The organism is Enterococcus sp. SMC-9, from assembly GCF_021011285.1.
GTDB classification, from domain to species: Bacteria; Bacillota; Bacilli; order Lactobacillales; family Enterococcaceae; genus Enterococcus_C; species Enterococcus_C montenegrensis.
Genome location: NZ_JAILYE010000003.1, coordinates 32,534 through 56,942, shown reverse-complemented (window position 1 = coordinate 56,942; position 24,409 = coordinate 32,534). Strand labels below are relative to the sequence as shown.

General features: G+C 38.3%; 14 protein-coding genes. 13 read left to right on the top strand and 1 reads right to left on the bottom strand.

What is annotated here, in order from left to right:
- The first annotated feature begins 45 nt into the window (after positions 1 to 45).
- The 7 genes from priA (at position 46) to K4422_RS05065 (ending at position 9,700) form a co-directional block, all read left to right on the top strand.
- Positions 46 to 2,451: a primosomal protein N' gene (gene priA, locus K4422_RS05095; RefSeq protein WP_230709565.1), complete on the top strand. Its 2,406-nt coding sequence runs from the start codon at positions 46 to 48 to the stop codon at positions 2,449 to 2,451.
- A gap of 59 nt (positions 2,452 to 2,510) precedes the next feature.
- On the top strand, positions 2,511 to 3,002 hold the full coding sequence (def, locus tag K4422_RS05090) for a peptide deformylase (RefSeq protein ID WP_206902668.1): 492 nt from the start codon (positions 2,511 to 2,513) through the stop codon (positions 3,000 to 3,002).
- A complete protein-coding gene (gene fmt, locus K4422_RS05085) occupies positions 2,995 to 3,939 on the top strand; it encodes a methionyl-tRNA formyltransferase (protein ID WP_230709564.1) in 945 nt (314 codons plus the stop codon). Before def ends, fmt begins: the two co-directional genes overlap by 8 nt.
- Positions 3,932 to 5,296, top strand: a complete 1,365-nt coding sequence (gene rsmB / locus K4422_RS05080) for a 16S rRNA (cytosine(967)-C(5))-methyltransferase RsmB (RefSeq protein ID WP_206902564.1) — start codon at positions 3,932 to 3,934, stop codon at positions 5,294 to 5,296. The genes fmt and rsmB overlap by 8 nt, the downstream gene beginning before the upstream one ends.
- A 9-nt stretch (positions 5,297 to 5,305) precedes the next feature.
- On the top strand, positions 5,306 to 6,049 hold the full coding sequence (locus K4422_RS05075) for a Stp1/IreP family PP2C-type Ser/Thr phosphatase (protein ID WP_206902563.1): 744 nt from the start codon (positions 5,306 to 5,308) through the stop codon (positions 6,047 to 6,049).
- A complete protein-coding gene (gene pknB, locus K4422_RS05070) occupies positions 6,042 to 8,204 on the top strand; it encodes a Stk1 family PASTA domain-containing Ser/Thr kinase (protein ID WP_230709563.1) in 2,163 nt (720 codons plus the stop codon). The genes K4422_RS05075 and pknB overlap by 8 nt, the downstream gene beginning before the upstream one ends.
- Positions 8,205 to 8,491: 287 nt before the next feature.
- On the top strand, positions 8,492 to 9,700 hold the full coding sequence (locus K4422_RS05065; RefSeq protein ID WP_230709562.1) for a pilin N-terminal domain-containing protein: 1,209 nt from the start codon (positions 8,492 to 8,494) through the stop codon (positions 9,698 to 9,700).
- Between the two features lie 66 nt (positions 9,701 to 9,766).
- On the opposite strand, the gene K4422_RS05060 is transcribed toward K4422_RS05065, so the two are convergent.
- Positions 9,767 to 11,344 (bottom strand): helix-turn-helix domain-containing protein, encoded by a 1,578-nt coding sequence (locus K4422_RS05060; RefSeq protein ID WP_230709561.1) that lies wholly within the window; start codon positions 11,342 to 11,344, stop codon positions 9,767 to 9,769.
- Positions 11,345 to 11,836: 492 nt separating this feature from the next.
- On the opposite strand from K4422_RS05060, the gene K4422_RS05055 reads away from it, so the two are divergent.
- From K4422_RS05055 to K4422_RS05030, 6 genes are all read left to right on the top strand, one after another.
- Positions 11,837 to 13,198, top strand: a complete 1,362-nt coding sequence (locus K4422_RS05055) for a pilin N-terminal domain-containing protein (RefSeq protein ID WP_230709560.1) — start codon at positions 11,837 to 11,839, stop codon at positions 13,196 to 13,198.
- Between the two features lie 51 nt (positions 13,199 to 13,249).
- Entirely contained in the window at positions 13,250 to 16,054 is a 2,805-nt protein-coding gene (locus K4422_RS05050) for a prealbumin-like fold domain-containing protein (protein WP_230709559.1), read from the top strand.
- A gap of 75 nt (positions 16,055 to 16,129) precedes the next feature.
- Positions 16,130 to 17,179 carry a hypothetical protein gene (locus K4422_RS05045; protein ID WP_230709558.1) on the top strand — a complete coding sequence of 350 codons (1,050 nt, stop codon included), beginning with the start codon at positions 16,130 to 16,132 and terminating at the stop codon, positions 17,177 to 17,179.
- 331 nt (positions 17,180 to 17,510) lie between these two features.
- The gene (locus K4422_RS05040) at positions 17,511 to 21,935 is read left to right on the top strand and encodes a prealbumin-like fold domain-containing protein (RefSeq protein ID WP_230709556.1); all 4,425 of its coding nucleotides are present in this window, start codon (positions 17,511 to 17,513) and stop codon (positions 21,933 to 21,935) included.
- Positions 21,928 to 23,166 carry a class C sortase gene (locus K4422_RS05035; RefSeq protein WP_230709553.1) on the top strand — a complete coding sequence of 413 codons (1,239 nt, stop codon included), beginning with the start codon at positions 21,928 to 21,930 and terminating at the stop codon, positions 23,164 to 23,166. The genes K4422_RS05040 and K4422_RS05035 overlap by 8 nt, the downstream gene beginning before the upstream one ends.
- Positions 23,163 to 24,326, top strand: coding sequence for a class C sortase (locus tag K4422_RS05030; protein WP_206902556.1), 1,164 nt, complete (start codon positions 23,163 to 23,165; stop codon positions 24,324 to 24,326). The genes K4422_RS05035 and K4422_RS05030 overlap by 4 nt, the downstream gene beginning before the upstream one ends.
- The last annotated feature ends 83 nt before the right edge of the window (positions 24,327 to 24,409 follow it).

Genomic DNA, 24,409 nt, shown 5'->3' with positions numbered 1-24,409 from the left:
TTTCCTATTTTTAGTAGAATATAGCGGAGAAGGAGGGGAAGTGACATGTATCCTCTAGCAGAAGTCATCGTGGATGTACCAACGATGCAAACAGATCAGCCGTTTACATATTTAATTCCGGCTGATTTACAACCGGTGGTAAAAAAAGGGATGCGTGTTGAAGTCCCTTTTGGTAATGGCAATCGTCATATCCAAGGGTTTGTAGTGGATATAAGTGAAACGAAAACTTTAGATGAACGGCTTAAGCCAATTGTTCGCCTATTAGATATTGCGCCGGTTTTGAATACAGAATTATTGGCCTTGGCTGATTATATGAAAGAAACGACCTATGCCTTTAAAATCACCTGTTTACAGACAATGCTGCCGAGTGTGATGAAGGCAGAATACAAAAAAACGATTCTTTTAGTGGATAAAAAAAGTGAAGCGGCCCACTATTTTCCAGCAAGTGGTGAAATTGATTACGACGAAGCGCAAAAAAATGGGCACTTACCTAAATTAATGAAATTTCGACAAGCGGGCATTGTGGATATTCGTTATGAAGTCCATAATAAAAATCGCGTGAAAACTGTCCGGATGGTGAAGGCATTAGTTGATGCAAAAAAAGCTGAGGAAATATTCCCCACGCTGCGTAAGGGGTCTTTGCGAAAAGCCCAGCTTTTAGAAATTCTAGCTGCACAAAAAGAAGAACTACCAGTAAAATATTTTACGGCGTTAGGTCTAACGACTGCTCATTTGAATCAAGGGGCAAAAGATGGTTGGCTAGAACTCTTTGAAACAGAAACGTATCGCGATCCTTTTGCTGAGCATGAGTTTGAAACGACTACTAATTTTGTCTTAAATGAGGAACAAGAAATGGCGGTCGCAAAAATTTTAGCTGCTTACAAAAAAAAACAAGCTGAGACTTTCTTATTAGAAGGAATTACCGGCAGTGGCAAAACCGAAGTGTATTTGCAAGCTATCCAGCAGGTTTTAAAAGACGACAAGACCGCGATGATGTTAGTACCAGAAATTGCGTTAACACCGCAAATGGTGGAGCGTTTTAAAAGTCGCTTAGGGGATGCGGTGGCAGTCTTACACAGTGGTCTATCCCAAGGGGAGCGCTATGATGAGTGGCGCAAAATTGAACGAGGTGAGGCACAAGTTGTCGTTGGTGCTCGTTCGGCCATTTTTGCCCCACTAGAAAATATCGGCTTAATCATTGTCGATGAAGAGCATGAAGCAACCTATAAACAAGAAGAAGCCCCCCGCTACCACGCCCGTGATTTGGCCATTTGGCGCAGTCGTTATCACAAGTGTCCGGTCATTTTAGGAAGCGCGACGCCTTCTTTGGAATCCCGAGCTCGTGCGCAAAAAAAAGTCTATACGTTGTTGCCATTACAAAAACGAGCTAATCCCAATGCTAACTTGCCTACAATTGAGATCGTTGATTTAAAAGACGAATACAGCAAAGGCAATATGACTTCTTTTTCTTTAACATTGCAAGAAAAGATGCGAGATCGTTTGGCAAAAAATGAGCAGATTGTTTTATTGTTAAATCGCAGAGGTTATTCTTCTTTTATGATGTGCCGCGATTGTGGTTATGTCCTTGATTGTCCGAACTGTGATATTTCATTGACCTTACACATGGATACGAAAACGATGCGTTGCCATTATTGTGGTCATGAAGAAGCTATTCCACATAAATGTCCGGAGTGCGGTAGTAAAAAAATTAGTTATTACGGTACAGGGACACAAAAAGTGGAAGCAGAACTGCAAGAATTATTACCAGAAGCGCGAATTCTACGGATGGATGTTGATACAACCCGTAAAAAAGGCGCCCATGAAAAAATTTTGACTGCTTTTGGCGAGAAAAAAGCGGATATTTTATTAGGAACCCAAATGATTGCCAAGGGTTTGGATTTTCCAGACATCACTCTAGTGGGTGTGTTGAATGCAGATACAGCCCTAAACTTGCCAGATTTTCGTTCCAGTGAACGAACCTTTCAGCTCTTGACGCAAGTTAGTGGTCGCGCTGGTCGTGCGCAAAAGGCTGGCGAAGTTGTGATTCAAACCTTCAATCCAGAACACTACGCCATTTCTTTAGCTAAAGCTCAAGACTACGAGCGTTTTTACCAACAAGAGATGCGCATGCGACATCAAGCGGGGTACCCCCCTTATTATTTCACCGTGAAATTAACGGTGAGTCACGAAACAGAAGTGCAAGCAGCACAAAAAAGTTTTCAATTGGCACGACAATTACAAGCAGCCCTCAGTCCCAACGCGTTATTGCTAGGGCCAACACCTAGTGCCATTATGCGGATTAAAAACCGCTATTATTATCAAATTATTATTAAATACAAAAACGAGCCAGCTTTAAAACCGCTCTTAGAACAAATTTTAGACGAGAGTCAAATAGATCAGAAAAAAGGACTCTACGTTTCAATTGATAATGAACCTTTGAATTTTATTTAGTTGCTAGTGTTCGTAGCAGGCTTTGTAAAAAAATGCTACCAGAAAAGTTAGGAGTAAATATGCCTTATCCAATTTTATTAGATCCAGATCGCCGCTTACGGCAAGAAAATAAAGAAGTAACCGAAATTACCGATGAATTAGTCATGATGATTGATAAAATGCATGAAACAATGCTGGCTCATGATGGAATTGGCATCGCCGCACCACAGGTTGGCAAAAATCTGCAAGTTGCGATTGTCGAGCTGGATGAAGAAGAACGTTTTGAAATGATCAATCCTAAAATTATTTCAAAAAAGGGTAGTACAATTGATGTGGAAGGCTGTTTGAGTATTCCCCATGTCTATGGTACCGTCAAGCGATACGACCTTATTACAGTTCGTTTTTATGATCGAGAAGGCGATGAGCTGGAGGTAGAAGCAGACGGATATCTTTCACGGGCGATCCAACATGAGATTGACCACCTTCACGGTATTTTGTTTACCGATAAAGTGATTGATTACATTAAAGAAGAAGATTTAGAAACCTATATGGAGGAGCATGAGGATGACTAAAATTGTTTTTATGGGAACACCGGCTTTTTCTGTACCGATTTTAGAAGGTCTATTAGCGGCAGGGTATGACGTGCAGGCAGTTGTCACACAACCAGATCGTCCAGTAGGGCGTAAGCATGTTATTACACCGCCGCCAGTGAAAGCCGCGGCTTTAAAACGTGACCTGTTAGTTTTACAACCAGAAAAAATTAGTGGTTCACCTGAGATGGCTAAAATTGCCGAATTGGCACCAGATTTAATTGTGACAGCTGCCTTTGGTCAATTTTTACCGGAAAAATTATTGCAAATTCCGCGACTTGGTTCAATTAATGTTCATGCTTCCTTGTTGCCAAAATATCGTGGCGGTGCGCCTGTTCATTATGCCATTATGAATGGAGATGACAAAACTGGCGTAACGATTATGGAAATGATCAAAAAAATGGATGCTGGTGCAATTTATAATCAGGCGGAAATCCCAATTACAAAAACAGATGATGTGGGAACGATGTTTGAAAAATTAAGCCTATTAGGTAGAGAATTGCTTTTGGCAACATTGCCGGAATTGATTAAAGGTAATGTGACGAAAATCCCACAAAAAGAAGATGAAGTGACTTTTTCACCGAATATTAGTCGCCAACAAGAAGAAATTGACTGGCAAAAGACAGCTGTTGCCATTGATAACCAAGTTCGCGGCTTACGTCCTTGGCCGATTGCCTTTACAACTTATGAAGGTGCCCGGTGGAAAATTTGGAACGTGACACCGCTAGTGGAAACGACCCAAGAAGTTCCAGGTACGATTATTAAAAAAGATAAAAACCAATTGTGGGTAGCTTGTGGCAAGAACACAGTTTTAGCCCTGAATGAACTGCAACCTGCCGGTAAAGGTAAACAAGATATCAAAGCCTTTTTAAATGGCGTTGGTCAAAAAGTAGCGCAAGGAGAAAAATTAGGTGAGTAATAAAATTCCCAAATCCATGAAAAAATCAGTGCGTTTTGTGGCATTGCATGCGTTAGAACGCGTTGAAAAAGGCGGCGCTTATTCAAATTTGTTAATCAATGATGCCATTTTAAAGGGGAAGCTTTCAGATAAAGATGCTCGTCTTTTAACCGGCCTTGTTTACGGGACAATCTCCCGACAACTTCTATTAGATTACTATTTGTCCCCCTTTTTAAAAGGGGCTAAAAAAGTTGATACGTGGGTGCGTTTATTATTACGCCTATCACTTTTTCAATTACTTTATTTAGACAAAGTGCCAGATCACGCCATTTTAAATGAAGCCACTGAAATTGCCAAAGTGCGAGGAAATGTTGGGATTGGCAAATTTGTTAACGGCGTTTTACGCAACGTGCAACGTCGTGGTGTACCAGAGATTGCCGCAATAGAGGATCCTTTAGAACGATTAGCCACAGAAATTAGTATGCCGATGTGGTTGACTGAAAGATTTGTCCAACAAATTGGTGAAGAAAATACTCGTAAACTAGGCTTATCGTTATTTGAAGTTAGTCATGTTTCTGCCCGGGTGGACCTTAGTAGTATTACGCGCGCAGAAGCCATTGCGACTTTAGCAGAAGATGGAATAAAAGCAGAAGAAAGCATCGTATCTCCTTATGGTATTGTTGCTAAAAAGGGCTTTTTGGCGGGGAGTCAACTTTTTCATTACGGTGCACTAACTGTACAAGATGAAAGTTCGATGCTCGTTGCGCCAGCTTTGCAAATAGAACCGGCGATGAAAGTTTTAGACGCGTGTGCTGCTCCTGGGGGAAAAACAACGCATATTGCAACATTTCTTGATGCCACAGCCGGAGGAAAAGTGACGGCATTAGATATTCACAGCCAAAAAGTGAAACTCATTAAAGAAAATGCTGCCCGTTTACGCGTAGAAGATGTTGTTACGACACAACAATTAGATGCCAGAGAAGCTCATGAAGAATTTGAAGCAGGAACTTTTGATCGTATTTTGGTGGATGCACCTTGTTCTGGTTTAGGTTTAATGCGTAGAAAACCAGATATCAAATATCAAAAACAAGCGAGTGATTTTGAACGCCTGCCGATTATTCAAGGTGAAATTTTAAATAGTGTGGCGCAAACATTAAAACCTGGGGGCTTGCTGGTTTACAGTACGTGTACCATTTTAAAAGAAGAAAACCAAGAAGTTGTTGCACGCTTTTTACAAGCTCATCCTGAATTTAAATTGGTACCTGTAGTTGCAAATGAACGTATCACAAGTAAACTAGTAGATGAAATGTTGACGTTATATCCACAGGACTTTATGACAGACGGTTTTTTCATTAGTTGTCTGAAAAAGGAAAAATGAGGTGGCAAGATGCAGATTAGTTTTCAAACGGATGTAGGCAAAAAGCGTAATAGCAATCAAGACTATGTAGCTATTTTTAAAAATAAAGCCGGTATTACTTTAGCCATTTTAGCTGATGGCATGGGGGGACACCAAGCCGGAGATGTGGCGAGTAAAATGGCGGTGGAAGGTATGGGGGAAAAATGGCAAGAAACCACCCTCACTTCGCCAGAAAAAGCTTGTTCATGGTTTGTTGCGGCAATTCAAAATGCTAACGAGGCTGTTTATAATTTAGGCCAAGAAAAAATAGAGCTGCAGGGTATGGGGACTACAATTGTTTGTGTGGCGGTTTTTGAAGAGGAATTCGCGCTAGCACATGTTGGCGATAGCCGCATGTATTTAGTCCGGGACCACGAAATTACCCAGCTGACAGAAGATCACTCTTTAGTAAATGAGTTGGTGCGCTCTGGTGAAATCACAAAGGAAATGGCAGCAACGCATCCTAGACGTAATGTGTTGACCCGCTCTGTCGGGATGCCAGGATCAGTGGAAGTAGATATTGCCAGTCATTTTTACAAAGCTGGCGATTATCTGTTACTTGCTTCAGATGGCTTAACCAATATGCTAGCAGATGATGTTATTAAATGGATTATTGATGAACCCATCACACTGGATGAAAAAGTGGCCAAATTAATTTCTGGGGCCAATGACGCCGGTGGTGCGGATAATATTACCGTTTTACTAATCGAAATTGGGGGCAGTGCTCATGATTGAAATTGGTAAAAAACTAAGTGGCCGCTATTTAATAATTGGTAATATCGGTAGCGGTGGCATGGCGAATGTCTTTTTAGCCCAAGATTTGATTTTGGATCGCGAAGTGGCGATTAAAATTTTACGCTTTGACTTCCAAAACGATCAAGATGCGATTCGCCGCTTTCAAAGAGAAGCGCTAGCGTCAACAGAACTTGTTCACCCGAATATCGTGACAGTTTACGATGTGGGAGAAGAAGACGGGATGCAGTATTTAGTGATGGAATACGTTAAAGGGATGGATTTGAAACAATATATCAAAAAAAATTATCCTATTCCCTATCTCACTGTTGTTGAGATTATGCAGCAAATTTTAAGTGCTATTGCGCTGGCCCATCAACATCGCATTATTCATCGGGATTTAAAACCGCAAAATATTTTGATTAATGAAGACGGTGTGGTGAAAATTGCTGACTTTGGAATTGCCATTGCTTTAACGGAAACGTCGATTACCCAAACCAATACAATGCTAGGCTCTGTTCATTATTTATCACCAGAGCAAGCTCGTGGCAGCATGGCGACCAACCAGTCAGACATTTACGCTATTGGAATTATTTTATATGAAATGTTAACCGGCCGGGTGCCTTTTGACGGAGAGTCAGCCGTAACGATTGCTTTAAAACATTTTCAAGAAGAAATGCCTTCGATTCGGACATTTGATCATAACTTGCCACAATCATTGGAAAATGTCGTTTTACATGCAACGGCTAAAAATCCTGCCGATCGCTATAAAACTGCAGATGAAATGCGAGAAGACTTGGCGACAGTCTTAAATCCGGAGCGTTTAAATGAACCACGGTGGCAACCTCATGCAATGGATGATGCAACGAAAGCACTAACACCGATTCCAGAAGAATTAATTACCCAAACGCCACCCCAAGAAAAATCACAACCACAAGAGAAAGCTCAAGTAAAGAAACCAAAGAAAAAACGTAAATGGTGGCTAGTTCCGATACTTTTATTTGTTTTATTATGTGGCGGCTTAGCTTATGCCTTCTTTTCTGGTGGTAAAAGTGAAGTAACTGTGCCAGATGTTAGTGAGATGACGGTAGCCGCAGCAAAAGAGAAACTGCAACAAGTCGGTTTAAAACCTGGCAAGATAGAAAAAATCCCCAGTGAAACGGTGGAAGCCGATCGAGTAGTAAAAACAGATCCGGCAATTGGCAATGTCGTCAAAGAAAAAACAGAGATCACGATTTACGAAAGTATCGGCCAAGAAAAAATCGATATGAAAGATGTTACAGAAGAAAACTACGATGACGCTTTACGGATGTTAAAAAATCTTGGCTTCCAAGAAAGTAATATTAGCCGTAAAGATGAGTACAGTGATACTGTTCTAGAAGGCAAAATTATTTCCCAAGACCCAACTGAGGGAGAAAAAGTTTCACCAGAATCTCAAAAAGTTGTTTTAACAGTTAGCCGTGGTGTTAAACCGGTAGCATTGATCGATTATAGTGGTTACACGTACAACGAAGCTGTAAATGATTTGATGGAAAAAGGGATTAAGGAAGCTCAAATTAAAAAAGAAGAAACTTACAGCGATACAGCACCTGCAAATCAAGTTATCGCCCAAACACCCAAAGATGGTCAAGAAGCTATTCCAGATAAAACCCAGATTATACTGACAGTAAGCCTTGGAACAGACAAAATTACGTTACCTGACTTAGCCGGCAAGTCTGATGTAGAGGCCAAAAATACGTTGAAAGATTATGGCTTGGACTATGAGAAAGCTGAAGAATTTTCGGATACTATTGCCAAAGATCAGGTTATTAGAACTGAACCGGGGGCGGGACAGACGGTAAAAATTGGCGATACAGTCAAAGTGATTCTCTCAAAAGGACCAGATAAAAGTGATGCGCCAGAGACGTTTAAAGTGAACTTATCGGCAAGTTACAAAGGAACCGACTCCAAAAATCAACAAGTGAAGGTCTTTTTAACGGATGCTAATGGTACGAAAAAGCAAGTCGCTGACTTTACCTTAGCACCAAATGATACCCATAAAGAAGCGATTGATGTCACGGTCAAAAAAGGTGAAAGTGCTACTTTTTATTTCCAAAGAGACAACGGTCATGAAAACAGCCAAGCTGTTAGTGGAGCTGGCGATATTGAAGTACCTTAATTAATCACTCATTTAAAAGAAGATGAAAAACTAGGACAAAGCCCATTTGCTTTTGTCCTAGTTTTTTTGTAAAAAAGTTTTGATACGAAAAAGCTAATTGATAGAAATTTTCTCGCGTTTTTTGGTGCTTTTTATTTGTTATAAAGCACGCGCTTTTTATTTCAATTACGAATTGGCAGCTAATCGGTTATTGTTTACTTTTTGAAAAAATTTTGTGTCGAAATGGACGTTGCTTAAAAATATGCTATACTTTAAATGAGGATATTTTAATATTAGGTGGTGAGAAGATGAAACGCCAGATTGAACTACTTGTTTTTACGATTGTTATTTTTCTCGGTTGTTTTGCAGTAGCAAGGCCAACCTTTGCAACAGAAGAAATTACATTGCGTCTGCATAAGCGCATTTTTTTCGATATTGAAAATAAGATAACCTATGATTTGAAGGTAGCAGATGAAAAGAGAGCCTTTCTTAGTCAAACATTGCCACAAGATGGGGCTAACTTTATCATTTATGATTTAACCCAACCCCTCGATGCAAAAGCAAAACCTAAAAAAATTGTTTTAGCAGATTGGAAAGATGCGACACGTCGCGATGTTTTTGAGGCAGCCAAAAAATATAAGATTGTTGCAAAAGCACAAACGACTTATGACAAAAAGACAAAACAAGCTGGCGTTGCGACCGTGAATCTTCCCCGACAGCAAGCAAAAGACCCCTTGTATTTAATCTTAGAAGTCAAAGCAGAGCCGAATTCAGAAATTAACGGGGTGCAAGAGCAAAGCGTGGTTCCTACCGTCTTTGATCCCCAAGAATATCCTGAAAACGAAGTAGATTTGTATTTGGAAACAGTATACTATTCACGACATCCTTATTTTTTCAATTATGGCAAAATGAGGGGCACCGGTGAAATGCCTTTAGCTGGTGTGGAGTATGTGTTGTATAAACTTAATGATGAAGCGAAAAGACTTTACTTGGAAAAAAATGATGGCAGTGATACGTGGTATTCCTGGACATTTTCTGAGCAACCTAGAAATGATAAGCGCCTAGAACACTTTGTATCCGATGAAGAAGGATTAATTACTACGAATCATCGCAACTTACCGCCAGGAACTTATTATTTTCAAGAAATTAAAGCAGTTCCAGGTTTTGATAAAAATGTGCAAATCAGCGATGTCGAAGTCTTCATTCCAACGTCCTGGACGGATTTAAAAGGGGATTTTTTCCCAGCCACTGTTAATGGCGTAGGAATTTGCGAAATGCGAGATGGTAAAGTACCAGAAATTGTATTACAAAAGGCGACACCTAAAGTGCTACACGTTCAACGGGCAAAAAATAGAGTCCAAGGTTTTAGTCTGAATAATGTAGTCTTGGCTACAAAGCAGTTACCTGAAAAGTTTAAAAAAGGCGAACTAGGTTTTGAGATTATGTTGATTGTACTATTTTTACTGCTGTTGTTTGGATTTTCCATACGTAAATTTTATAAAGATAAAACCAAATAAATAAGTAACCTTAAATAAAAGCCAAACCTGACCGAAATCACTCGACCAGGTTTGGCTTTTATTGCTTTAATTGGCAGCATCGATATCTTTAGACATTGCTTTGTCGCATTCACCGTTTAAAGAAGATAGTTGCTGACAGTTTTTTCTTTGCAGCTTAGATTGCTGTAATGTTTTTTGACGATAAGCATGCCAAAGTTGGGCAAAAAGTTCTTTTTCATAACTGCTATCTTCGATTAATTCAACAATGAAATTTGGCTTTGCTAAATTATCAGGTAAAAGAACGTCAAAGGTACTGATGAAAAAATCAATATTAGGATCATCAAAGTTCGTAAAATAAACTTGAACAAAACCAAACTGATTTAAAACTTCTTTGACGGTTTGCATAATAAAGTAATCAGGAATTGTTAAAATACCGACATTTAGTGTTTGGTTGTCGTAACAGTTTTTGAAGGTCGGCAAAATATTATAGGTCACATCTTCTACTAAATCATCACAACAATCCGCAAGCCAGGCAAAGTTTTTACGACGGCAGATGCGACGGAAAAAATCACCATTTCGCTTTAATAATTCAAGATAGGCATCATGTTCATGGGCGTGTTCATGACGCGTAATATCCATAATTAAAGGAGAATCACCTTGATGAATGACATAATTCATTAAGGTTACGAATAAGTTGATATGTAATAGAAAGGACTCTTCATAATCAGGCGTTGTTTCAGGGACTAATTCGGTAAAGAAGTATTGCTCATACTCTTCAATTAAGTCGATTAAACTATTTCCGGCTTCCTTTAGTTCTTCGTAATATTCGTTAAGCTCTTTGATTCGAAAGTCGTTGATGTTGATATAAAAAGGCGTGAAATACAACATGTAGGAAATAAAACGGCCTTGTAAGTATGCCTGCTGTGGATCGGTGATGAATTTTTCACAATAAGTTGTCAACGATGGCAAGAACTCACTAAAAGGCAACGTTTGAAATTTAGGTAACTCCAGTTTGTAACCTTGTTCTGCCCGCAAACGATTAACGCAAAGGCGAAGAAATATTTCCCGCGGGTGCATGAAATTCGCTTTATCAAAATGAAGCTCCCGCATAATCTTACGTTCATCGCAAAAATTGAATTCACTTTGATGGATATCTTTTCCTAAATTTCCCGCCCACAAATAGGTGGTATAAAACATCCGTAGCATCGCTTCATTTCCGTCAATCTTCATTTTAAAAGCTAGTAGACGAATTCTAAAAGAATTTAAATACTTTTTCAAAGGACGTAATTTCCGTAAAATCGTTGATTGACTCAAGTAAAAATCTTCACAAAAATTTTCAAAAGTTGCTTCAGGTTTGATTAAGGAATACAAGATGAAATTATACGGAATAGAAGTCCGAACGAGATATTGAATGTATTCGTTGTGATGATAATCTGCCGGGTGCCATAATATTTTACCGTTAGCGGTTAAAAAAGGCTTCCCTGCAAGTTCTAATAAATTCTCATGAATTTCTTGTGTCAGGGTGCTTAAGGTTGTATAGGACAAATTTAGTTCAGAGCAAAGATAATTTATCGAGTAAGTGCCTGCTTCCTTATCTGAAAAAAACTCCATCACGCTGATTTTCTGTCTGGCGGCGTCATCTAAAATTAATGGGCTTAGTAACATTATTCCACCTCCTTAAAGAATACTTATCTAATTTTTATTTTATCATGATATTGTTAAAATTAAAAAATTTATATATGGATTTGTTATTTTGTTATTTGGGAAAGCTTTTAAAATGGCGTTTATAGCTTGCTTTAAACTAGGTGAGTTGTTTGTTGATTAAAAAAAGATTAGATGATATTCTTATTTAAGTGATTTATTTGAAGATTGTAAAAGCTTTTTTGGTTGGAGAATCATTACATCTAAATCAATTTTAACAAATAATCTTTATGTTTTTAATAAATTTTATCGAAACATAAGATTAAATAATGAAGGAAAAAGAATCGTTTGAATTAGAACGCTAGCTTACGTAAGGTTAAATAACTTTAGTTTTCTATTTTTTTTGAAGGAAAAAATGTTTGGGTAAAGTGAGGAAATCAATCGGAGTGTGTACAATAAAAGTGTACTCCCGATTCTAAACTTATTTATAAGTAGATAGTTAAGTGGAGGGGTTATATGAAAAAAATAATATTTTTATTACTACCATTATTTATGGCCGGTTTATGTTCAGTTTTTTTTGCTGGAAAATCAGCGGACGCAGCGGGTGAGGCGATCGATATCGTCTTGCACAAACGAATTTTTCGGGATGTGCGTTGGCGAGCTAATGAAAATTTGGATTCTTGGTTTTATGATAATGACGGACTTCCTATCGATAAAGAACAGGAAGACGGTCAAGGTCAGGATAATACATTATTAGAAAATTCAGTTCCGCTAAACGGCGCCCAGTATAAAATATGGGATGCGACAAAATTAGTGGATGTAGCAACCTTTAAAAAGTATTACCACGACAGTGAGATTCAGGATGCAAGAGATATCGTACAAGTCTTTTCTCGCATGACAAGAAGTAATGCCATTAAGATTGCTGAAAATGCGCAATTACCACAAATGAGCATTGCCAACAGTAAGACAGTAGTAACCAAAAATGATGTGATCACAAAAGATAATCCCGCTTCAAAGCAAGCGGGAATAGCTCGTTTTACTAATTTGCCACGTAAAGAAGGCGATACCTTTAAAGCCTATTTAATTGTGGAAACAGCGGTATCTGAAACAAAAGAATTAAATGTTGACTTGGAAAAATTTGCTAAGCCGATTTTGGTAACATTACCTGTGATGGCAAATAATGAAGAGTTAACAGAAATCCATCTGTATCCCAAAAATGTCGGCTATGTTCGTGATCCATACTTTTATAAATTTGGTCAAAACCGAAGCGGTGAAAATCTAGGTGCGCTAGCAGGAGCAACATTTGTTTTATATCGGGAAGAAAGCGGGAAACGGCTTTATTTGGACATGAGCCCCACAACGGATCTGAAAAATAAATGGGTAGAATCTGAAGACCCCTTAAACGATGAACGGGTAAACAAATTTATTTCAGATGAAACGGGCTTAGTTAATACCGGTGAACGCTTTTTACCTTCAGGAACTTTTTATTTTGAAGAAGTTCAGGCAGCAAACGGCTATGAAATTACCGCGGAAGCGAGAAAAGTAGAGGTCGTCATTCCAGCAACTTGGGAAGAAGCGGTAACGATTAACGGCCAAAAAATGGAAGAACTTATCACGGGTATTGTGCCGGAAGATGCGCAGCAAAAGCAAATGCCGCGTGTCTACAATACGCAAAATGAAGCAGTTCACTCCCAGCAAGAAACTTCAAACAGACTACGTTTACCACAAACACTTGGTCAGTTAGTTGCGACAGTTGAAGCAACCACCCGCCGAATGTTACCGCGAACAAATGAAGGAAAAGCTGCATTTTCAGTGATTGGAGTAATTATTCTTATTGGTGCAATTTTCTTGTGGCGCAAAAAAAATGAAGATAACTAAATTTAGTGAGCTAGTATGGTTATAAAATAATGGGCAAAGGAGGCGGGACAAATGAAAAAGAAGATGATTACAGGAATCATTATCGCGTTAGTGTTGTTGCCGTTTCTTGAAGGCTTGTTGTCGGCATCATCTATCTGGAAAACATCTGCCAGTAATGATGAAACAGAAGACGTAATCAAAAATGATAATCTTTTGTTGACGCAAACACTGCAAGAAAATGAAACGGGGCCGTATATTCAAATCAAGTATCAAAAACGGCCACATCAACCAGATGAAACTTTACGCCTCCATTTTTTAGTAGCCGATGAGGAAAATAAAAATATTGACTTAGAAGCGGCCACTGATTTTGGTAAAACACCAGAAGGTTGGTACTCTGAACAACAATTGAAAGAAAAAGGAACGTTCAAAATCCCTATTACAGCGGGGAAACGTTACTATTTAGCAACGCGTTTAGTAGCAGAAACACCTGCGGCAACAGGTGAAAATGAAACGGCGCAATCTTCGGGACAAGTTGTAGAAAATCCTTTGCTTAGTGAAAAAGAGCAAGCAAAAAAAGAACTAATTTTTGTGCCGAAAAAAGATGAATTGGATTTGACTGATTTAAGAAATGCTAATGATAAACAAACTCTGATTCAGATTAAAGGACTAAAAGTCAGCTATACGAATACGCTAAAAGATAATGGCGCAAAAGCAGACTGGCAAGTTACTTTTACTAAAGCTTTTTCAGAAAATCAAAAATATAAAATCAGATACCAAATTTTAAATCCGAATAACAAAGCCAATATCTCAAAGGATAACGTGACAGAAGATAAAGGAAATTATCGCGAAGAGAAAAACGCTAACCCAACGAGTAATTTCACAGCAGAATTTGGAACAGATACAAAGCAGATGAAAATATCTGTCTGGTTAGTGGATGAAGCTAAAAAAGAAACGCAACTGTTGGATAAACAAGTCGTGACAGCAGAAGAGACTCAAGCAAGTGGAGGTGCTGGTAGCAACAGCTCACAAACGACTTCCACAAGACAAATAGGAGCAGAAAATTCTCCAACATCAGCAGATGGATTGTCCTATGCTAAGACGGTTTATGATGATGAACCCTCCGCACGATTGACAACGTTACGAGCAGCGGGCTTGTTCCATGTCTTTGCAAAAAAAATTGATTTAGGTCAACATTTGAATGGAAATTTCGCCGCTCCAATCGCTAATGTAAGAACGAATACGGGAGCGGGTTCGGCAAATGAACTTTTTTATGCCGGAGAGCTGGGAGATGGCTTTAATGGTATTAACAAATCTTCGCCACAAGCACCGGCTAAATTTGTACTGGGGTCAGGTATTTCTTATCGTAAGAATGCAAATGAAATATATTTAAATAATAGGAAGGTTGATTTTAGCGGTAATATAAGTTTTGAGCGGGAAAGTTCTATACCTTACATCAATTTTGAGGAGGAATTTACTTATTTAGAAAATCTAAATAGAGATATTGCCACTTGGGAGCCAGACATTGTTGTTGATAAAGCTTTCTTTACGGATAATAATAATCAGATTCATGAACAAAAGATTGATTTAACCAAAGCACCCTACGACAATATGGAGTCTATCGTGATTAAAATCGCGCCAAGTGCCCATGAGGTTCAACGTAAATTAACCATTAAAGGATTAGAGCCCGATCACTCGGGGAAAGTGCGCAACGTCTACTTTAATGTGGAAATTCCGGCAGGTACCAAAAATTTTAATTATAAACAAGAAATCGAGCTCCAAGATTCTGATGGTCAAAAGATTAATACAGGAGAGCATTCTGTCTTTACAAAAAGCCCTGTGCTGTATAATTTCTATTCAGCAGGTAGTGACGCTTTATATAAAGAAAACATTAATATTGGTGCAATTATCCAAGGTGCTATCGTTGCCCCGAGTGCCACAGGCAAAGCGAGTACAACAATTGAAGGAAATTTGATTTTCTCAGAGTGGAATGGGGGAACAGAAACCCATAAATGGGATTATAAACCTAAGGGTAGTGTGACGATTATTAAACAAGATCCTGTTGAAGATGAATATCTGGGCGGGGCGGAATTTGATTTATATGTAATTGAGCAAGATAAACATGTCAAAATAAATCCAGACGGTCAGCCATATAAGACGGATGCGCAGGGGCGCCTAACAGTTAGCGGTCTTTCACAAGGGTATCAATATTACTTTGTTGAGATTACCCCACCAAAAGATAAAAATGGGCAGTCTTATCCGGCTTATACGGATAAAATTTATTTTAAGATTACGCCTGGTACAGCGACTACCACAACTTATCACCCTGTCTATAATGTAAAAGCACAAGCGGAGTTTAAGTTTGGCGCTAAAAAATTATTAAAAGATACTGTCGACAAAGAAACGAATTTCTTGTTTGAAGTTCAAAAAATTGTGGAGGGTAAAGCAACTGCCACAGCTGCTTACGGTAAAGTAACTTACACTAAAAATGACGAGAGCAACACTGAAAAAGTTATCAAGTTTTACCCTTCAGCAGGTGATCGTGATAGCGAAAAAAATGAAATTGGCGATAGCGACTGGGGAAAAATACTTGAAGATGGCGCAAATTATCAATTAGTGGAAACTTCAACTCATGGTTACAATGTGAAATATTCGGGTTACGGCGGTGAAGGGAATAATAAATTTACTGCTAATTTTGCCAAAGATAAGGCCGTTCATATCAACTTTTTAGTAACAAATTATGAAGATGAATTTACCATCAAAGGCAAAAAAGAAGTTTCAGAAGCAGTTGCAGCAGATAAAACCTTTAAATTTGAAATCAAAGAAAAATTGACAGATAACATCTTGGCCTTTGGTAAAGCAGAGGTCAAAAAAGGGTAAAAAACAGCGACTATTAAATTTTATAAGGATAAAAACTATCAAATTAGCATCAGTGGTAATGATTGGTTTGCAATTGTGAATCCAGACAAGACATATGTGATTGTTGAAACGGAAAAACAAGGTTATAACGCCAGTTACAATGTGAATGATGTTGCTACGGATGAAATCAAATTCGTTGCTGGGGCTGTTAATAATATTGGACTTGTCGTCAAAAACAGCAAAGATAAAGAATCACCAAAAATTAATTTGACAGGTAGTAAAAAGGTAACAGGAGAAAATTTAGAAGAAAGCAAAACTTTCAACTTTGAATTACGCAAACAAGATGGTAATAAACAAGCAACAACCGATCCTATAATCGCAAATGGAGAAGCTATTGTCTCTGAGAAAAATAATCCTGCTCCAATCGTTTTCACAGACCCTAACAATAATAATGCTGAAATTACGACTAAAGATCAATGGACAGCGCTGTTAGGTGAGGGTAGCTATTATATTGTGGAAACAAATAGTGAAGGGTATAAAGTTGTTTATACTATCCGCGGCAACTCTGATGAATCCCAAGGGAATTCTTTTGATGTCCCGGCTCAATATAATGAAGATATTACGATTAATTTTACAGCAGAGAATACCAAAGAAGACATTTTTGAGTTTGAAGCTGAGAAAAAACTCACAGGTAATGTGCCGCTTCCTAATGGTGGTAAAGAATTTGAATTTGAAATTCAAGCTTTGGACACAAATAAACCAGTTGCTTATGGTAGTGTCAGTGTTTCTGCAAAAGATATTAAAACAAAAATTCGCTTCACTGATACAACACCAGCAAGAAATACCATTACCGATTGGACAAAAATTTTAGCAGATGGCAAAGAATATCAACTTGTCGAAACGACAACTGGGTATCACGTTCGCTATTTGGACGCGAAAAGTAAGCCAATAAACAATACTTTTACCGTGAATTATGGTGAAAGTGAGAAAATGTACTTCTTGGTTCATAATGAACTAGATGTAGGGGACCTGCCTTCTACTGGGGGAAGTGGAATCGTGAAGTTCATGCAATTGGCGCTAGTTATTTTGCTAATTGGTGGTCTAATTGGCGGCTATTACTGGTATCGTAACAAACAAGTGAAGTAAAAATGAGAAAAGAGTTGATTAGCATTTTGCCTAATCAACTCTTTTGCGTTGTAAATCATTTTATTTTTAAGACAACTGATAAAAATAATCGCAAGATTATTTTGAAATAAAAAAAATATAGCATATTCTAATCCTAAAAGTTCATTAATAATCCTGTTATTTAACTGTTTGAAATACTTTAGTGCACGATAAATACGATTTGAATTATGTAATATTATATTTTGATTAAAAGATAAGTTTTTGATAAAATTAGACTATAAAACTAATTTTAAATATAAGTGATTTCAAAGTAAATTGTTGAAATTTTGTTTAGGCAGAAAGGAACAGGCTAATGAAGAAGGGCAAATACTTATCATTGTTTACCGTTATGCTATTACTCGTGCCTTATATATTTATCTTAGCTGGGGTGAATGCCAAAGCAGATGAAATTTATCAATATCAGGACAAGCGTTTTATTGCCACCGAAGAAGTTGACATTTCTTACAAGTACACGGTTAACCAAAAAGAAAATAGTATTTATTGGCAAATTGAATTTACCAAAAATGCGATTCAAGATGAAACAAAATTGGGAATCCAAGTGGTGGATGTGGATGACAATTTAGTGGCCGCCACTAACACCCGATTTCCAGAAAAAAAGTTTAGTCGTACGACCAATAGTGCCAAAGAAATCGGCGTGGTTGAAAAGACAGCAAATAAAGTCAAGGAAAAAACTACCTATCAAATGGTTTTTCGGACGCAAATTAGAGTTGCAAAGCCGACTTATCGTTTAGGAATTCGCCTGCTGGGACAGCGGTTGAATGCAAATAATGGCCAATTACAAGAAATCAATTTTCATAGTGCGGGAAAAGTTTTGGAGATGGAAGCTGCACCAGTTGATAAAATTGAAATCATCTCACTGGATGCATTGTTACCAAAAAACAAAAAAGTTTCTCCTATTTCAGAAAGTGTATTAAAAGTTTTTGCTAACGGCAGCTGGCAAGATTACAACACAGTGCCAGATGTTGTCATTGACGAAGGAACCGAGCTACATTTAGAGCAGATCATTGATATTAAAAAGTTTATAGCCAATCCAGCTGTCGCTCAGGCAATCGGGCAAGCAGAAAATCAGACTGCTGCTAGAGGTAAGGAACTACAACTTAGTTACACGTTCCAATTTGGGATTGATAAACGGTTTAAACTGCCAGAACAAGCTAGTACGATACAGCCGATTCGCTTGGAGAATAAGGACGTTAATTATGGCTATTATAAAATTAAGTCTGCCAAAATGGATAGTCAGGAACACATTTGGGAAGTAACCTTAAATCAAAATGCATTTTTTATCGATGATTTAATTTTACCTTTGGTGTTAGAAACTGGTATCGAATTAGAAGATGATAGTGGTCATGCAAATTTATTATTGGCACAAACGGCTACGGCTAAAAAAGAGCAAGAAATTAAAACAACACAGCTAAGTTTTAAAATTGAAGAAACAACATCGCCAAACCAGACATTGGTGTATGATACCCAACTTGGTGGCGTCCCCATCGTATGGGAGACGACCGTTACACCAAAAAAAGTGGCTGGAAAATATGCCAAAATTAATAGTATGACGTTAACAAGCGATGACATAACACCACCTTATAAAGATGACGAAACCAGTAGCGGCGACGGCTTTGATTTTTTCTTTACCAACGAAAAGTTAAAGGAAGTTCTCAAGCAAAAACAGCTGCCGCTGTTTGATATTACAGCGTACGATGAAAGTGGACAAAAAGTTGCCGTTCCCCGCTATGAATTAGTTCACGTAGATGAAAAAACCAATCGCTCGCAAGTCGAATTTGTTGAAGAAGTTGCTGTTAAATTGGTTATTAAGACGACAACGGTAACGCGTAAAATGCATGCAGCTCGAAATGTGGTAAATCGGGTCAGTGGGACTTCTAAAAATGCAGGCAGTGCAGTGAGTGAAAAAACATTGGCAGTACCTGAGCATCGGCTGCATTTAGTAAATGATAGTCAAGCTGAAGAATCATTTGAATGGCGGGCTGCTTATTATCGAAATGCGCAAAGCACCGGGAAAATGACAACCACAGGCACACCAGGAACTGAAACAATCACATTAACGGTGAATGCAGGGAAGTTGGATAGCGACTCGATTAAAATTTTTGATGAAGATGGAATTAAAGGCCGCAAATTAGATGAGCGCCTGTATTCTGTGGATAAAGTTGACGATCAGACTGTGACAATTACTTTTTTTGATTTTGTGAAAAATGATCCAAAAGCAAAATTAACCGATGGCCGGTATTATATTTGTTATAACTCGACAGAAAAAGACGCACAAAAAGTTGTGGCTAAAGTTTTTAGTAATACAGGGTTAGCAGCTGAGGTCACTAGTGAGAAAAAAATGGCAATCGCCGTTAATCCAGTCGCTTTTAGTGGCTGGCACAATACGATGTTGTGGGAAGTAGAAGCCAAGACGATTCGTGCAAAAGGTCCGGTCGAATTAGCCTTAACCTTGGAACAGCGTGGCCAAAATTTTTATTTTAAAAAAGGCGATGTGCCTAAGACCTATGACTCAGCTGAGATTGAAAGATTAACGAATGAAAAAGGCGTTGTGGTAACAGCAACCAATGCGGCCGGTGTTACTCGTTATTTAAAAGATGACGAATACACGTTGCAGGTTAGCAATAAAAAAGAGCTGACTTCCGCAACGGGTGCGTGGGAAGGCAAGAGGGCGGGATTACAGATTATCGTGCCAGAAAAAGTAAAGGCCGCAACCCAAAAAATTACGGTCTATTTGCAAACAAGGACAGGTGGTATTGCCGATATTGAAGCGATGCCGGCGAAAAAAAATAATATGTATCTTGACGCTGCCCTAACACAAGCCAATCATAGTGTGAAAACAACCGGAATCTCCACGATTAGTGATGAGCGTTTTTTACAAAATATGGATAGCCAAGCAGTCTACAATGAAAGTCGTAGTAAGATTGACTGGATTTATTTTGCGAATACCCGCCGTTACGATTTGAAAAAAGAGCAAAGCTACACCATTTCCTTAGACAAAGAGCGGGTAATCAAGGCAAATCAAAGTGAGTATCATTACTTCACCGAAAAAGATTTAAACCAAATTCGTGTGTATCAATTAATTCCAGATGAAAATGCCAAGTCAAAAGGAATTTATGCCAATGCTAATAAAACCTTATTAGCTAAATCGCAGTATCATATTGTAAAAAAAGAGCCCATAACCCAAGGCGGGGAAACTTTTTACAAAGAAGTGGAAATCATTTTAGATGAAGACTTGGGGTGTTGTGGCTTAGCGATAGAAGTTTCTTCGACCTTTGATCAAAGTGCGGATTTAAACCAAGAGACAGCTAGTGGAAGTTACAGTTTCGTTGGCGATTTTTCATTTGAATATGGCGGACGCAAATTTCAAAAGAGTGAAGCGGAATATTTGTTAAAAAGAGATCGCCTGTTTTGTAATGAAGGTTTTTATGACGCAAAAGACAATACTGTTACCTGGGATATATTGGTAAATGCTCAAGGGGATAGCCTAGAGCAGCTAGTAATTGAAGGTGCCCCAGTGGAAAATCAAGTCATTGATTTAACCAGTATTGAAGTGTCTCATCCGACAATTATTGAAGGAGAATATTTTCCTGGAAAAAAAGTCAACAATGAGGAACGCTTATTTGATGTTCGGCTAAATGCCGATGATAACTATCAAAATGGTTTTCGCATCGATGTGAATCGCAAAGTTGATTTTCCTCTTTACATTCGTTACAAGGCTAAAGTAGTAGGGGACAGTCAAGCGGTTAGTAGTAAAACAAGAGTAAGTGCAGCTGAACAAAAAACACTAGAAGTGCAGCGGGAATTGGGTCTGCATAATCCGAATAAAGCCCAAAAGCAGACGAGTTATACGTTGAACATTGCTAATTTGGTTAAAGGGCCGGCCACACCAATTAAAAATTCGCAATTGCGCTTGGAGAAAAAAACATCAAGCGGTTGGCAAACCGTTACGACTGAAATTAAGACAAACGAGCATGGAATTGCCAAAGTAGACAATTTAACAGCGGGAGAATATCGAATTAATGAAATAAAAGTTGCGGGATTTTTGTTAAATGAAAAACCCTATTATTTTAAAGTTCCCTTTAATCCAGCTGAGATAGACACAATTAATGCGGATAAGTTTTTGTTGACCGGCCGTAATGAAGTGATTGACGTAATCATTTATAACGAATTAAAGCCTTTTGATGTGACCATAATTTATAAAGATAATGAAGGAGATAGGTTAACTGGCGGGCGGATGCATTTGGCAAATCAAACCGGCGAAATTTCCCATAACCTCCCTGGTGTCGCATCACCAGAATTAGCCCAATTTGTGGTGAAGGACTTACCAACAGGTATTTATCAGATAAAAGAGTTACGCGCACCAGCAGGCTATCAAGAAATGGCGAGTTCCATAACGTTGTCTATTGTCAACACTGGCAGTGTTTTAATCAATGGGGACAACACCAACTTGGATTATTTAGGCGGGTTTGTAAATGGGGAGGATCGCTCATTTGTGAAATTAAAGGGCGGTAGCCAAAACAATCAAGTTATGATTGAAATTTTAAATCACCCGATTGCGGCCACGAGAGCTGAAAATCGCCATAATCGCGAGTTCTTCACAGTTGGAGTAGCGTCAATTTTTGCAATTCGAAATATCGCGGATATCTATTATGTTTGTTGGAAAACACCAATTCGAATCGTGGACAAAAATAACAAAGGGAGCAGAAAAGATGAGTAAAAAAAAGGCTAATAAAAACAAAATGTCCAAAGATGAAAAAATTAATTTAGCTCTGAAATTTACGATGGTTATTTTGTTTTTAGTCGGAGCAGGTGTTTTTTCGTATCCTTTTGTAGTAGATTCTTTAAACAATTATATTGATCAGCAGCGGATTGAAGCATATCAAAAAGAATTACAGGAAAAAAATGAAAAAGAAGCCGCCGCGATAAAAAGAAAAAAAGCGGCAGAAAATGCCAAAATGGCGCAACAAGGCACGAGTATTCCAGGCATGGGGGTAGTAGAAGATCCCTTTGAAGAAAGTGTAGGCGACAATTCTTCGCCAGGAAGAGCCTATTTTGCCAAGCACACAGTCGGAGCAATTTACATTCCCAAAATCAATGTTAGTCTACCTGTTTTTGACACGACCAATGATGTATTACTGGATAAAGGCGCAACAATTTTACAAGGCAGTTCATTTCCAATTGGGGGTAAAAGCACACATTCAGTCATTACAGGTCACACGGGACTGCCCGATAAAATGATCTTTACGGATGTAGATAAGTTAAAAAAAGGTGATAAATTTTATCTGGAAATTTTAAACGAGAAACTCGCTTATCAGGTGACAAAAATTGAAACAGTATTACCTAATGAGTTAGATACGTTGAAAGTTGTGCCAAATCAAGATTTGGTAACGCTGGTTACTTGTACCCCGTATATGATCAATTCTCATCGCTTATTAGTCACAGGAAGTCGTATTCCCTATGAAGAAGAAATGACAAAGCAAATTCAAAAGGCAAAGGAATATCATAAGCGACGTCTGGTTGAATACATTGGGATCATTGTCTTAACATTAGGAGTTTTCTTGTATTGGGTTTGGCGTAAATTCGTGCTGATTGCTAGTCGTAAACATCGTTACGATTTAGTTTTTCAAGTCATTGACGGAAATAAGCAGCCTGTTGCAGGCAAAACTTTTCGTTTACTAGATTATCGCAGTCGGCAATTGGAAAGTGCGCTAGGTGATTTTCCTAAAGTCGTTACAAGTGATGAAAATGGGCAAGTCTTGTTTAAGCAAATTCCGGGAAATATTTATCGAATTGTTTGGGAAGATACCGATAAACCCTATTTGAAAGCAAAAATTGGTCGTGTGAAAGACAGTCGTTTTAAGCTAAAAACGAAAAAAGGACTGTTGGAAAAAGTTGGTAAAAATAGACAACGCAACTATCAAATGAATTGGCAAAGGAGCAAACCATGAAGAAAAAAGCGCCTAAAGGTAGTGTAAAACGGCTCATTGGCAGTATCATGATAATTTTAATGTTTGCGATCGGATCCTTAATTGCTTTATATCCATTTTATATTAATGCGTTAAATGACTTTTTAGATGAAAAACGATTGGAACAAGTTCAAAAAGATTTGGCGACAAAGCAAGATGAATTGGAAAAAAAGCGTAAAGAAAACGAAGCATTAACAAAGGGCGGGTTCGCACCAGGAAATGATCCTTTCGCAGAAGAGATTAGCGACAAGCAAGACGAAGCATATTATCAAAAACATTTGATTGGTAGAATTGCCATTCCTAAAATTGAAGTGGATATTCCATTGTTTGATACCACCAATCACTTTCTTTTAAATCGGGGCGCGACAGTTTTACAAGGGACATCTTTTCCCACTGGAGGAGCAAATACCCATACGATTATTTCAGCCCACAGTGGTTTGCCGGATAGAATTTTATTCACAGACTTAGAAAAAGTAAAAAAGGGCGATCAATTTGTGTTAACTGTCTATGGAAAGAAATTGGCCTATGAAGTCAATAAAATCGAAGTGGTGCTTCCTTCTGAAACAAGCACCTTGAAAATTGAAGCAGGACAAGATCTAGCGACGTTGATTACCTGTACGCCGTATATGATTAATTCCCACCGTTTATTAGTTACCGGACATCGTGTGCCTTATACTAAGAAATTGGAAAAGGCCGTAGAAAAAGGGAATACTGCGCGGGAACAAAAAAATGTTTTGATTATTGCCGGCACAATTTTGTTAGTATTACTGATGCTTTATTTATTGTATCGTGCGGTTAAGGCCTTTATTTTAAAACGGCGCCGTTTTGATTTGACCTTTGTCAGAGAAGACGATACCGGAGAAAAAATTGCGACAGCCCACTATATTTTATTTAATAAAAAAGGCAAGGCACCGGTGATTCGCAATGGGGATACCTTAAAAGCTACGGCTAACGCCGATGGAATGGTGACGTTTCAAGATTTACCAGGAGCTATGTACACCTTAAAAGAAATCAGTCCAGATAACACTTTATCGCTAAAAGTTGGCGTTAAAGGCTGGCGACAAAAAGCAATCCAGTTTTATCCAAAGTCAAAACAAAAAAGCTGGGTAGTGCATTCAGACAACCCAATCATTCGTAAATAAAGTAAAAACAGGTCTGTGATAATTTTTATCACAGACCTGTTTTGTACGCCATAAAAAAGAAAAATAAACTGATTTTACCAGGC